The sequence below is a fragment of the Sphingomonas panni genome (genome assembly GCF_022664435.1).
GTDB classification, from domain to species: Bacteria; Pseudomonadota; Alphaproteobacteria; order Sphingomonadales; family Sphingomonadaceae; genus Sphingomonas; species Sphingomonas panni.
In genome coordinates, this window is sequence record NZ_JAKREU010000007.1 from 1 (window position 1) to 11,819 (window position 11,819).

The 11,819-nt window shown below is 66.3% G+C and carries 12 protein-coding genes; 6 read left to right on the forward strand and 6 right to left on the reverse strand.

Annotation, left to right across the window (positions count from 1 at the left end; genetic code table 11):
* The 6 genes from MF609_RS13700 to rhmD all read right to left on the reverse strand — a co-directional run.
* The coding region (locus MF609_RS13700; protein WP_242416860.1) for an SDR family NAD(P)-dependent oxidoreductase at nucleotides 1-531 on the reverse strand (531 nt) is incomplete at its 3' end.
* A 5-nt stretch (nucleotides 532-536) separates the two neighbouring features.
* On the reverse strand, nucleotides 537-1,376 hold the full coding sequence (gene kduI, locus MF609_RS13705; RefSeq protein WP_242416861.1) for a 5-dehydro-4-deoxy-D-glucuronate isomerase: 840 nt from the start codon (nucleotides 1,374-1,376) through the stop codon (nucleotides 537-539).
* A gap of 2 nt (nucleotides 1,377-1,378) precedes the next feature.
* Complete coding sequence (locus tag MF609_RS13710; RefSeq protein ID WP_242416862.1) at nucleotides 1,379-2,299, reverse strand: amidohydrolase family protein; 921 nt, start codon at nucleotides 2,297-2,299, stop codon at nucleotides 1,379-1,381.
* Nucleotides 2,299-3,048: an SDR family NAD(P)-dependent oxidoreductase gene (locus tag MF609_RS13715; protein ID WP_242416863.1), complete on the reverse strand. Its 750-nt coding sequence runs from the start codon at nucleotides 3,046-3,048 to the stop codon at nucleotides 2,299-2,301. Before MF609_RS13715 ends, MF609_RS13710 begins: the two co-directional genes overlap by 1 nt.
* Nucleotides 3,045-3,902, reverse strand: coding sequence for a 2,4-didehydro-3-deoxy-L-rhamnonate hydrolase (locus MF609_RS13720; RefSeq protein WP_242416864.1), 858 nt, complete (start codon nucleotides 3,900-3,902; stop codon nucleotides 3,045-3,047). The genes MF609_RS13715 and MF609_RS13720 overlap by 4 nt, the downstream gene beginning before the upstream one ends.
* Nucleotides 3,903-3,914: 12 nt before the next feature.
* Entirely contained in the window at nucleotides 3,915-5,102 is a 1,188-nt protein-coding gene (gene rhmD, locus MF609_RS13725; protein WP_242416865.1) for an L-rhamnonate dehydratase, read from the reverse strand.
* A gap of 137 nt (nucleotides 5,103-5,239) precedes the next feature.
* On the opposite strand from rhmD, the gene MF609_RS13730 reads away from it, so the two are divergent.
* The 6 genes from MF609_RS13730 to MF609_RS13755 all read left to right on the forward strand — a co-directional run bounded on the left by MF609_RS13730 (nucleotide 5,240) and on the right by MF609_RS13755 (nucleotide 11,818).
* The gene (locus MF609_RS13730; protein ID WP_336944754.1) at nucleotides 5,240-6,004 is read left to right on the forward strand and encodes an L-rhamnose 1-dehydrogenase Lra1; all 765 of its coding nucleotides are present in this window, start codon (nucleotides 5,240-5,242) and stop codon (nucleotides 6,002-6,004) included.
* Nucleotides 6,001-7,317, forward strand: coding sequence for an oligogalacturonate lyase family protein (locus tag MF609_RS13735; protein WP_419723107.1), 1,317 nt, complete (start codon nucleotides 6,001-6,003; stop codon nucleotides 7,315-7,317). The genes MF609_RS13730 and MF609_RS13735 overlap by 4 nt, the downstream gene beginning before the upstream one ends.
* 2 nt (nucleotides 7,318-7,319) lie before the next feature.
* Nucleotides 7,320-8,804 (forward strand): rhamnogalacturonidase, encoded by a 1,485-nt coding sequence (locus MF609_RS13740; RefSeq protein WP_242416867.1) that lies wholly within the window; start codon nucleotides 7,320-7,322, stop codon nucleotides 8,802-8,804.
* 103 nt (nucleotides 8,805-8,907) lie between these two features.
* On the forward strand, nucleotides 8,908-9,711 hold the full coding sequence (locus MF609_RS13745) for an IclR family transcriptional regulator (protein ID WP_242416868.1): 804 nt from the start codon (nucleotides 8,908-8,910) through the stop codon (nucleotides 9,709-9,711).
* Nucleotides 9,712-9,818: 107 nt separating this feature from the next.
* A complete protein-coding gene (locus MF609_RS13750) occupies nucleotides 9,819-10,631 on the forward strand; it encodes a rhamnogalacturonan acetylesterase (RefSeq protein ID WP_242416869.1) in 813 nt (270 codons plus the stop codon).
* Nucleotides 10,619-11,818, forward strand: coding sequence for a rhamnogalacturonan acetylesterase (locus MF609_RS13755; RefSeq protein WP_242416870.1), 1,200 nt, complete (start codon nucleotides 10,619-10,621; stop codon nucleotides 11,816-11,818). Before MF609_RS13750 ends, MF609_RS13755 begins: the two co-directional genes overlap by 13 nt.
* The last annotated feature ends 1 nt before the right edge of the window (nucleotide 11,819 follow it).

Below are 11,819 nucleotides of genomic sequence, written 5' to 3' on the forward strand. Positions count from 1 at the left end.
ATGCTTCGCCCATTCGTTCGCCAGCAGCTTGGTCAGCCCGCCGATCCCCGACTTGGACGCGGTATAGCTCGGCACGCGCACCCCGCCCTGAAAGGTCAGCATCGAGGCGATGTTGATGATCCGGCCCTGCCCTTGCGCGATCATGTGGCGGCCGGCGGCCTGCGACAGGAAGAACACCGATTTGAGGTTGGTGTCGACCACCGCGTCCCAGTCCTCCTCGGTAAAGTCGACCGCATCGGCGCGGCGGATGATGCCGGCATTGTTGACCAGAATGTCGAGCCGGCCGAGCGCCTCCAGCGTCTCGGCCACCACCCGTTCCACCGGCTCGATGGTCGACAGGTCGGCGGACACGATCGCCGCCCGCCGGCCGAGCGCGCGGACCTGCTGCGCCGTGTCGGTCGCCGGCGTCCGCCCGACCAGCGCGACATCCGCCCCGGCCGCCGCCAGCGCGACCGCGATTGCCTGCCCGATGCCGGTATTGGCCCCGGTAACGGCCGCCACCCGGCCGGATAGATCGAAGGGGCTGGCCATCGCGCTTACGCCAGCTGGCAGATGTCGAGGACCTGCATGTCGGTATAGTCCTGGTTCTCGCCCGCCATCGCCCAGATAAAGGCATAGGCGCGCGTGCCCGATCCCATATGCACCGACCAGGGCGGCGAGATCACCGCTTCCTCGTTGCCGATGACGATGTGGCGCATCGCTTCGCCCTCGCCCATGTAGTGGAACACCTTGTCGTTGTCGGTCGGCAGTTCGAAGTAGAAATAGATTTCGCTGCGGCGTTCGTGGATGTGCGGCGGCATGGTGTTCCACACGCTGCCGGGCTTTAGCACCGTCAGCCCCATCACCAGCTGCGCGCTGTCGCACACGCCGGGGATGACCAGCTGGTAGATGGTCCGCTCGTTCGATTCCTCCAGGCTGCCACGCTCCAGCGCGTTGGCGTCGGCGATGCCGAGCTTGCGGGTCTGGAAGCCCTTATGCGCCGGGCAGGACGCGATGTAGAAGCGTGCGCCCTTGCCGGCGAACGCCACGTCCGCCGCACCCATGGTGACGTAGACACAGTCCTTGTTGCCAAGCGTGAACGTCTCGCCATCGACGGTCACCGTGCCCTCGGCCGAGCCGACATTGACCACCGCCATCTCGCGACGTTCGAGGAACGGATGGCCCTCCGCCGACTTCGGTTCGGTCTGCGCGGGCAGCTTCACCGGCGCCTCACCCACCGCCACCCCGCCGATCACGAACCGGTCGGCATGGGTGTAGTTCAGCACGCACTCGCCCTCGCGGAACAGCCCCTCGATCAGATACCGGTCGCGCAGCTCCTCGTTCGACACGCATTCCATCATGTCCGGATGCGTCGCGTAATAGGTCCGGTCGTACATGGTCATGGTTCCTCGATGGACGGCAGGACAAGGCCCAGCCGGTAGATGCGATTGGCGTTGGCGGCGAAGAGCGCCAGGCGATCCTTTTCGCCAAGATCGGCGACGGCGGCGTGACAGGCCGTCATCTGCGCGTCGATATGGCCGAACAGGCGGTCGGTCGGCAGGTCGCTGGCGAACATCGCGCGCCTTGTGCCGAACAGGTCGATGACGGTGCGCACCGTGTCGCGCACGAAATCCGGCGTCCAGTCGCGCCGGGCGAAGCCGAAGCCCGAGAGCTTGACCGACACCTGCGGGAGCGCGGCAAGCGCCGCCAGCCCGCGCCGCCATTCGGCCATGCCGTCGGGATCGCCCGGCACCGCCATGCCGGCATGGTTGATGATCACCGGAATGTCGGGGTGCCGCGCGAACAATTCGGCCAGCGCCGGCATCTGCGCCGGATAGCATTGCAGGTCGAACGACAGGTCGTGCTTGGCCAGCAGGCCGCACCCCCGCCGCCACGCTTCGTCCTGCGTCACGTCGCGCGGGGTATAGCTGCGCTGCGGATCGGGGTGCCAGTTGACGATATGGCGGATGCCCCGGACGCGCGGGTGCCGGGCATGGGCGGCCAGCGTCGTATCAAGATCGGGATCGTCGAGCGCGGCGAAGGCCACGATAGCACTAGGCAGCCCATCCGCCTCGGCCAGCCCCTCCAGCCATTCGGTTTCCGCCAGCGCATCGCCGGGATGGGCACCGGCATCGATATGTACCGCACCGACGACATTCCAGCGCGCCATCTCCGCCCGATAGTCGGCGGGAAGATAGGTGTGCGCAATCGCCTCGACCGAACCGTTCGGTCCGTCATCGGTGTGCGGCGGGGTCAGCCACGGATAGCGCAGCCGCCCCAGGTCCCACAGATGGATATGCGCGTCGACGAACGGAACCATCAGAACGTCGTCCGTCCCCCGGACGTATCGAAGGTGGAGGCGGTGGTGAAGCTGCACTCCTCCGACGCCATGAAGCACACCATCGCCGCCGTCTCATGGACTTCGCCGAGCCGTCCCATCGGAATCTTGCTGCGCATGTAATCGACCTGGCTCTGCGGCAGTTGCGCGAGGATCGGGCTTTCGAAGGTCGCCGGCGTGATCGCATTGGCGATGACGCCCTTGCCCGCCAGTTCCTTGCCGAGGCTTTTGGTGAAGCCGATCACCCCCGCCTTGGTCGCCGAATAGGCCGAGGCGTTGGGATTGCCCTCCTTACCCGCGACCGAGGCGACGTTGACGATCCTGCCATAGCCGTTCGCCAACAAATGCGGGACAACCGAGCGGCAGCAGTAGAAGACGCCGTTCAGGTTGATCTCGACGACCCGCTGCCAGCTGTCGAGCGGATAGTCCTGCACGCTCGCCGTCGCGCCGGTGATGCCCGCCGAACAGATCAGGATATCGACCTTGCCCAGCGCCGCGAGGCTGGCGGCGGTGGCGCGCTCGACCGCCGCCTGATCGGCGATGTCGAACGCTTCCCAATGGCTGGCGCCGACCTGGCTCGCCGTCGTCGCCAGCTTGTCGCCATCGACGTCCCACAGCGCGACGGTGCCGCCTTCGGCCACGATCCGCTGTGCGACTTCGCAGCCCAGCCCCGACGCGCCGCCGGTCACGATCGCGGCGCGCCCGGCAAACCGCCCCGCATAGATGCTCATGCGGGCGCTCCGGTGCGGGGGTGACGCCATGCTACGACCGACTGTTGCTGGGTACCGAGCTTTTCGATCGCCAGCGTCATGGTGTCGCCCGCCTTCAGATAGATCGCGTCGGGCTTCTTGCCCTCCCCGACGCCCGGCGGCGTGCCGGTGATGAGCAGGTCGCCCGGCTCCAGCGTGATATATTCGCTGACATAGGCGATCAGTTCGTCGACCGGGAAGATCATCGTCCGCGTATTGCCGGTCTGCATCCGCTGCCCGTTGACGTCGAGCGACATGGCGAGGTCCTGCGGATCGCCCACTTCGTCGGGTGTCACGAGCCATGGGCCGGTCGGACAGAAGGTGTCGTGCCCCTTGCCCTTCGACCACTGCGTACCGCGCTGCTTCTGGTTGAAGCGTTCGGACACGTCGTTGACCAGCACATAGCCCGCGACATGGTCCAGCGCATCGGCCCGGTCGACATAGCGGCAGGTCTTGCCGATCACCACGCCCAGTTCGACCTCCCAGTCGCCATGCGTCGCCCCCTTGGGCAGCATGACGTCGTCGTTCGGCCCGGACAGGCTCGACAGCGCCTTCATGAACATCATCGGTTCTGTCGGAATGGGCAGGTTCGATTCAATCGCATGATCGCGATAGTTGAGCCCGATGGCGACGATCTTGCCGATCCCGGCGATCGGCACGCCATAGCGCGGCGTGCCTTCGACCAGCGGCAAGGCCGCGGCGTCGACCGCCAGAGCCTGGGGCAGATTGTCGATCGTCAGGTCAGCGACGACGCCGGACAGGTCGCGGATCGCGCCATCGGCATCGATGATACCGGGCTTCTCGGCGCCGCGCGCGCCGTAACGACAGAGCTTCATCGGGAATAATCCTTAGTGCGTATAGGGGCGATGCAGCGGCACGTCGGCGTTCAGCTCGACACCGAAGCCGGGCTTGTCGAGCGCGCTGGCGCGGATGCGGCCGTTCTGCGGCACCGGCTCGCCCAGCAATTGCGGCGCGAACATCGGCACCACCTCGGTCGGTCCGGGGTGCATCATCAGGAATTCGGCGAAGGGCGAATTGTGCCGGGTGATGACGAAGTGATAGCTGTAGACCGACGATCCGTGCGGGATCATCATCACGCCGCGACTGTCGGCGTAATTGGCGATCTTGATGAGTTCGGTCACGCCGCCGCACCAGCCGACATCGGGCTGGATGATGTCGCAGCAGCCCATGTCGATCAGCATCCGGAAGCCCCAGCGGGTCGCCTCATGCTCGCCCGTGGTGACGAGCAGGCCCGGCGGTGCCTTCCTGCGCAGTTCGGCATAGGCCCAATAGTCGTCGGGCGACAGCGCCTCCTCGATCCACTTCAGCCCGCATTCGTCCCATGCGCGATGCGCAAGGCGGGTGGCATAGTCGAGGTCGAGCGACATCCAGCAGTCGTACATCAGCCAGAAATCGTCGCCGCACTTGGACCGCATGTCGGCGAGCAGCGCGATATTCCTCTCCATCCCCTCCAGCCCTTCGGCCGGACCGTGATGGAGCGGCAGCTTGCCGCCGATGAACCCCAGTTCCTTGGCCACATCAGGCCGTGCGCCGGTCGCATAGAATTGCAGTTCGTCGCGAACCGCGCCGCCCAGCATGTGATAGACCGGTTCGCCGCGCAGCTTGCCGAGCAGGTCCCACAGCGCCAGGTCGACGCCGGAAATGGCGTTCACCACCAGCCCCTTGCGGCCATAATATTGGGTCGAGAAATACATCTGGTCCCAGATCTTCTCGACCTCGTGCGGGCTGCGGCCTTCGAGGAAGCGGGCGAGATGCTTCTCGACGATATAGGCGGCGGGTTCGCCTCCGGTCGTCACCGCGAAGCCGATCGTGCCGTCTTCCGCCTCGATCTCGACGACCAATGTGCCCAGCACGTTGATGCCGAAGCTCTGCCGTGACTGGCGATATTCGGGATAGCGCGCCATCGGCGTGGCGATGTGATCGTCGATCCAGTGGCCCGCGCCCTGATCGTGATAATCGGCTCCTGCCCCCCGCGCGACGAAGGCGCGGACATGCTTGATCTTCGACAATGCCACGGCAAGCCCCTCTGCCCGGTTTACTTTCTCACTTTATGGAATAGTATGTTATTTGTTGAGACTCCGAAGGTCAATCGGTTGTTTTGCGAGAACCGATGACCGAAGGAGCGGACACGGACAGGATGAGGAGCAAGGCCGTGAAGCTGCTGGAAGGAAAAACCGTCGTCGTCACCGGCGCTTCGACGGGCATCGGTCGCGCGATCGCCATCGGGGCGGCGGAGCATGGCGCGGATGTCGCGATCAACTATGCCCGCGATTCGGATGGCGCCGCCCAGTGCGTGGCGGGGATCGAGGCGCATGGTCGCCGCGCGGTCGCCATCCAGGGCGATGTCGCCGACCCGGCCACCGCCACCGACTTCATCGCCCGCGCGGTCGAGTCCTTCGGCAAGGTCGATGTGATGGTATCGAATGCGGGCATCTGCCCGTTCCACAGCTTCCTCGACATGCCCGTCGAGACGTTCGAGCGGACGATGCGGGTCAATTTGCATGGCGGCTATTATATGTGCCAGGCGGCGGCACGGCAGATGGTCGAGCAGGGCCATGGCGGGTCGATCATCGCCGTCTCCTCCATCTCCGCGCTGGTCGGCGGCGAGTATCAGACGCATTATACCCCGACTAAGGCGGGGCTGCATTCGCTGATGCAGTCGGCTGCCATCGCGCTGGGGCGTCACAATATACGCTGCAACTCGCTGCTGCCCGGCACCATCCTGACCGAGATCAACAAGGACGACCTCGCCGACGAGGGCAAGCGCAAATATATGGAGGGCCGTGTGCCGCTGGGGCGGCTGGGCGTGCCGGAGGATATGGCGGGGCCCGCCGTGTTCCTCGCCTCCGACATGGCACGCTATGTCACCGGCGCGGCGCTGCTGGTCGATGGCGGCGCGTTCGTGAACCTGCAATGATGTGGCGCGCTGTCCTGCTGCTGGCGCTGGCCGTTCCGTCGCTTGCCAGTGCGGCGGCCCCGGTGCCGCCGCGCGAGTGGATCGATCCGGATACCGGCCACCGCATCGTCCGCCTGTCGGACGAGCCGGGCAGCGCCAGCCTCTATTTCAACTATAACGGCTATACGCCGCAGGGCGACAAGCTGCTCATCTCCACGCCGAAGGGCATCGCCACGGTCGACCTCAAGACCCGTGCGCTGAAGACAATCGTGCCGATCGCGGGGCCGTTCCGCCTGCTCTTCGCCGGCCACAAGACGCGGACCGCCTATTACCAGACGCAAGCCGCCGACGGTCAGGGAGCGAAGACCATCTGGGCGGCCGATATCGACAGCGGCAAGGTCCGCAAGGTCGCCGCCATCGACCATGGCGACATCCAGACGATCAATGCCGACGAGACGCTCTTGGGCGGTGTCGAAACCGACCCGAACGCTTCGTCCGAAACCCTCGCGCTCTTCGCCAAGAAGGACGCCCGCTACGACCAAGCCGATTACCGGGCGACCGGGCCGGACGGCAAGCCGCTAAGCTATGCCGAGGCGAAGGAAGTGCGGATGAACGAGCGGCTGGAGGCACGGGTGCCGATGGCGATGTTCGTCATCGATACGCGCACCGGGCAGAAGCGCATCGTCCACCGCGCGACCGACTGGCTGAACCATCTGCAATTTTCGCCGACCGATCCGGGCCTGTTGATGTTCTGTCACGAGGGGCCATGGCACAAGGTCGACCGGCTCTGGCTGATGCGGGTCGACCGGCCGAACGATACCCCGCGCAAGATCCACACCCGCACCATGAACATGGAGATTGCCGGGCATGAATGGTTTTCCCATGACGGGCGGACCATCTGGTACGATCTGCAGACCCCGCGCGGCGAGGATTTCTGGGTCGCGGGCTATGACGTCGCGACCGGCAAGCGCACGCAATACCACCTCAACCGCAATGAATGGTCGGTGCATTTCCACAGCTCGCCCGACGGCAAGCTGTTCTCGGGCGATGGCGGCGACCGCGAGATGGTCGCCCATGCGCCCGACGGCAAATGGCTCTATCTGTTCCGCCCGCGCGCCATTCCCGATGTCGCGGGCATTCGTGCGCCCGATGCCGATACGCTCATCCAGCCCGGTGTGTTCGAGGCGGAAAAGCTCGTCAATATGCAGCGCCAGGATTACCGGCTGGAACCCAACGCGAACTTCACGCCGGACGGCAAATGGCTGGTCTTTCGTGCCAACATGCAGGGCGGGCAACAGGTCTATGCCGTCGAGATCGCGAAGGCCCGGCCCTGACCATGCGTTTTGCCGCGCCGGTCCATGCCCGGCAATCGGTGGACGTGGTGCAAGCCGGGGCGCGCGGCGACGGACAAACGCTCGACCACCATGCGATCAACCGCGCCATTGCCCATGTTGCGAGCACCGGCGGCGGGACGGTGGCGCTGCCCGCCGGGCGTTATCTCTGCTTCTCGATCCGACTAGCGAGTGGCGTGGCGTTGTGGTTGGCCGAGGGTGCGGTGATCGAGGCCGCCGATCCGGCCCGCCATGGCGGTCGCTATGACGACCCCGAACCGCGCGGGGAGCAGCTCTATCAGGATTTCGGGCACAGCCATTGGCATAACAGCCTGATCTGGGGTGACGGCCTTCGCGACATCGCCATCGGCGGCCCCGGCCGGATCGAGGGAACAGGGCTGACCCGCAACGGCCCCGGATCGCGCTGGCGAGCCCAGCTCGGCGAACGGCCGTTGTCGATGCAGGGCATGAGCGCCGCCGCGATCGCCGCGCTGGAACCCGAATTCGAGGCGATGCGCGGCCACGGCAACAAGGCGGTCGGCCTGCGCGACTGCCACGGCGTCACGATTGAGGGGCTGACGATTGATCGCGGCGGCCATATCGCGATGCTGCTAACCGGCTGTACCCGCGTCGCGCTGGACCGGCTGACCATCGACAGCGAACGCGATGGCATCGACCTGGACGGCGTGCGTCATGCGACCGTGACGCGCTGCCGGGTCAACACGCCCAATGATGACGCCATCGTCATCAAGAGCAGCCTGGCCATGGGCCATCCGATCGATGTCGAGGATATCGTCATCCGCGACTGCACCGTGTCGGGCTATGACTTGGGCACGATGCTGGACGGTAGCTTCGGCACGACCCAGCGCCTTGCCCCCGACCGGGACGGCCCGACCGGCCGGATCAAGATCGGCACGGAGAGCAATGGCGGCTTTCGCGATATCCTGATCGAGGATTGCCGGTTCGAACGCAGCCGAGGGCTGGCGCTGGAGACGGTCGATGGTGGCAGGGTGGAGAATGTGACGGCGCGACGGCTGACGATGCAGGACGTGACGAGCGCCCCGATCTTTCTGCGGCTGGGCCAACGTGGGCGGGGACCGGCTGGCACCGTGGCCGGGACGATGCGCGGCATTACCCTTGCCGATATCACCGCCACCGGCATCGACCATCGCTATCCGATGATCCTCGCGGGACTGGCCGACCGACCGATCGAAGACGTGGCGGTTACGCGGATCGCCCTCCATTATCGTGGCGGCGGCACGGCGCAGGACGCCGCGCGCGTTCCGCCCGAACTGCCGCAGGCCTATCCCGAACCCAGCATGTTCGGCACCCTGCCCGCATGGGGCCTGTCGGCACGGCACGTCCGGGGCCTGCAGGTCGATGGGCTGACGCTGTCGCATGACGGCGCGGACGCGCGGGTGCCTGTGCACATGGACCGGGTAACCGACGTCACCGTCCGCCGCGCACCGTCATGGTTGCCATCACGTTAGGACCCGGCGCTTTCCACTCGACAGCAGGCCGGCGCGCGGGCAGATACTTCCACAATATGGTACGTACCGGCAGAGGCTGCGGTGCGACAGGAGAGACATTGCGATGCCCGCACCCGCCAAAACCGACAAAGCCGATTCCAGCGAGACCAAGGGCCCGACCGGCAGCCAGACGCTGCTGCGCGGGCTGGACCTGATCGACGAGGTTGCCGACCGCCCGATCGCACTGGCCGAACTGGCCGAGCGGCTCGGCCTGACGCGCAGCACGACGCACCGGCTGGCGAGCGCGTTGATCGACCGGCGCTTCCTGATCTTCACGCCGCGCCAGGGCTATCGCCTGGGGCCGAAGCTGCTGGAACTGGGGTTCCTCGCGCAGCAGCAGGCGGACGTGGTCCAGATCGGCCGCGACCATATCGAGGCGCTGGCCGCCGCGTCGGAGGATACCGTCCATCTGGGCGTGCGCGACGGCGACAAGGCGCTGTACCTCGACAAGATTCCCGGTCGCCGCCGGGTCGACATCTCCAGCCGGGTCGGCGACCGCCAGCCGATGACCTCGACCGGCCTCGGCAAGGCGCTGATGCTCGACGACACGGCCAAGACGTGGAGCCAGCGGTTCGAGGAGGAACGCGGCGGCGATCCGAAGGCGCCCGATTACGGCGTCTGGCTGGAGCGGATGCAAAGCTATGTCGGCCTCGGCTGTGCCTATGACCTTGAAGAGAACGAGGACCAGATCCGCTGCGTCGCCGCGCCGATCCGCGATGCCAGCGGCCGGATCGTTGCCGCGATCAGCGTGTCGAGCGCAGCGCAATATATGTCGGACGACCGGATGACGTCGCTGACCGACGATGTGCTGGGCACCGCCCACGCCATCAGCCGCGACCTTGGCTGGCGCGAGAAGGAACGCCGCTGATCTTTTCCCAGATGCCAAACTTACCTTGCACTATGTGGGATTCACGCGCATAGTCCGGGAAAGCGGGCCGGCAATAGGTCCGCAAGGCATGGTTTGGGAGCGGGTGCATGGCGAAGCGTCAACGGGCGGCGGTCGGATGGTTGGTCGCCTGCCTGCCGCTGCTGCTGGCGGGCGCGCCCCGCCCCCTGCCGCCGGCGCGCATCTTCATCGCCAGCGATTCGACTGCGCAGGATTACAAGGCGGACCGATATCCGCTGTCGGGCTGGGGTTCGATGCTGCGCTGCGCCGTCGGGCCGGAAGTGACGGTCGTCAACCGCGCGATCGGCGGGCGCAGTACCAAGAGCTTCATGGCGGAGGGGCGGCTGGACGCGATCGCCAGGGATTTGCGGCCGGGCGATACGCTGCTGATTCAGTTCGGCCATAACGACGCCAATCAGGCCAAGCCCGAACGCTACACCCCCGTCCCCGATTACGAAACGAACCTGTCGCGCTATATCGCCGTCGCCCGCGCGGCGAAGGCGAAGCCGGTATTGCTGACCCCGGTGACGCGTCGTGCGTTCAAGGACGGGCATGTCGAGCCGAGCTTCCCGACCTATTCGGATGCCGCGCGGCGGGTGGCGAAGCGCGAGCATGTGCCGCTGATCGACCTAGCCAAGCTGTCGGAACGCTGGATCGATGGCGTCGGCGCGGACGCGTCGCGTGTCTACTATCTCCACTATGCGAAGGGCGAAGGGCTGCCCGGCTATACCGAGGCGGTCGATGACGACACGCATTTCAGCGAACTGGGCGCGCGGCGCATCGCCGATCTGGTCGCCGGCGGCCTCGCAAAGACGCGGCTGCCGATCGCGCGCCATGTGCTGAAGGACCGTCCCGCCCTGCGTCGTGCGACGCCGGCGGGTGGGCCGTCATGCGTCGCCTGATCACGCTGGCGGCGTTGACCGTGGCAAGCGTCACATCGGCCCAGTCCCCTGCGCGCGATTTCGACCTGATCGCGCAAGCCGGTCACCGCTTCGACGGAGATCATGGGTTCGAGGGTGATCCGCAGCTGTTCTCGGTTGCGGTGCCGCCGGGCAATTATGCGGTCACGGTGACGCTGGGCGACGCTAGGCGTGCGACCGAGACGACGATCAAGGCGGAGAGCCGCCGCCTGATGCTGGATGCGGTACGGACCCGGCCGGGCGAAATCGTGACGCGCCGTTTCGTCGTGAACGTACGCGATGCGACCCTAGCCACGCCGCCGGCCAATGCGCCGGGCGGCACGGCGGTTCGATTGAAGCCGCGCGAAATCGGTTCGTTCACGTGGGACGACCGGCTGACGCTGGAGATATTGGGAGCCGCGCCGGGGATGCGTACCGTGTCGATCGTCCCGGTCGAGGTGCCGACACTCTTCCTGCTGGGCGATTCCACCGTAACGGACCAGCCCGCCGAACCGGCGGCCAGCTGGGGTCAGATGCTGCCGGCCTTCCTGTCCCCGACTGTCGCGGTCGCCAACCATGCGGAGTCGGGCGAGACGCTGAAATCCTTCTTGACCGAGCTGCGGCTGGACAAGGTGCTGGCGAGCGCGAAGCCCGGCGATCTCGCGATGATCCAGTTCGGCCATAACGACCAGAAGGCACAGTGGCCGCAGACCTATGCCGAGGCGGCAACGACCTATCGTAGCTATCTGCACACCTATATCGCCGAACTGCGCCGACGCGGCGTGACGCCGATCCTGGTGACCTCGCCCGAGCGACGGCAATGGACCGAAGCCGGGCATATCCGGCCCACGCTGGGCGACTATGCCGCCGCCGTCCGTGCGGTCGGGGCCGAAGAGAAGGTGCCGGTGATAGATCTGAACTCGGATTCCATCCGCTTCTACGAATCCCTCGGAAAGGATCGAGCGCCGCTCGCCTTCAACGATGGCGGGCGCGACGCGACGCATCACGATAATTACGGCGCATGGGTACTGGCCCGCGACGTTGCCGAACGGATGCGGGCGGTGGTGCCGCTCACCCGCTTCGTGCGGAGCGACCTGCCCCCCTTCGACCCGGGCCAGCCGCCTGCGCCGGAAAGCTTCCGACTGGCGGCCAGCGCCTTCCACAGCAACGAACGACCGGCGGGGAACTGAC

What these genes read in the sequence shown, in the direction of transcription:
- kduI (WP_242416861.1), bottom strand. Translation starts at nt 1,376, where the DNA reads ATGTACGACCGGACCTATTACGCGACGCATCCGGACATGATGGAATGC.
- MF609_RS13710 (WP_242416862.1), bottom strand. Translation starts at nt 2,299, where the DNA reads ATGGTTCCGTTCGTCGACGCGCATATCCATCTGTGGGACCTGGGGCGG.
- MF609_RS13715 (WP_242416863.1), bottom strand. Translation starts at nt 3,048, where the DNA reads ATGAGCATCTATGCGGGGCGGTTTGCCGGGCGCGCCGCGATCGTGACC.
- MF609_RS13720 (WP_242416864.1), bottom strand. Translation starts at nt 3,902, where the DNA reads ATGAAGCTCTGTCGTTACGGCGCGCGCGGCGCCGAGAAGCCCGGTATC.
- MF609_RS13735 (WP_419723107.1), top strand. Translation starts at nt 6,001, where the DNA reads ATGATGTGGCGCGCTGTCCTGCTGCTGGCGCTGGCCGTTCCGTCGCTT.
- MF609_RS13740 (WP_242416867.1), top strand. Translation starts at nt 7,320, where the DNA reads ATGCGTTTTGCCGCGCCGGTCCATGCCCGGCAATCGGTGGACGTGGTG.
- MF609_RS13745 (WP_242416868.1), top strand. Translation starts at nt 8,908, where the DNA reads ATGCCCGCACCCGCCAAAACCGACAAAGCCGATTCCAGCGAGACCAAG.
- MF609_RS13750 (WP_242416869.1), top strand. Translation starts at nt 9,819, where the DNA reads ATGGCGAAGCGTCAACGGGCGGCGGTCGGATGGTTGGTCGCCTGCCTG.
- MF609_RS13755 (WP_242416870.1), top strand. Translation starts at nt 10,619, where the DNA reads ATGCGTCGCCTGATCACGCTGGCGGCGTTGACCGTGGCAAGCGTCACA.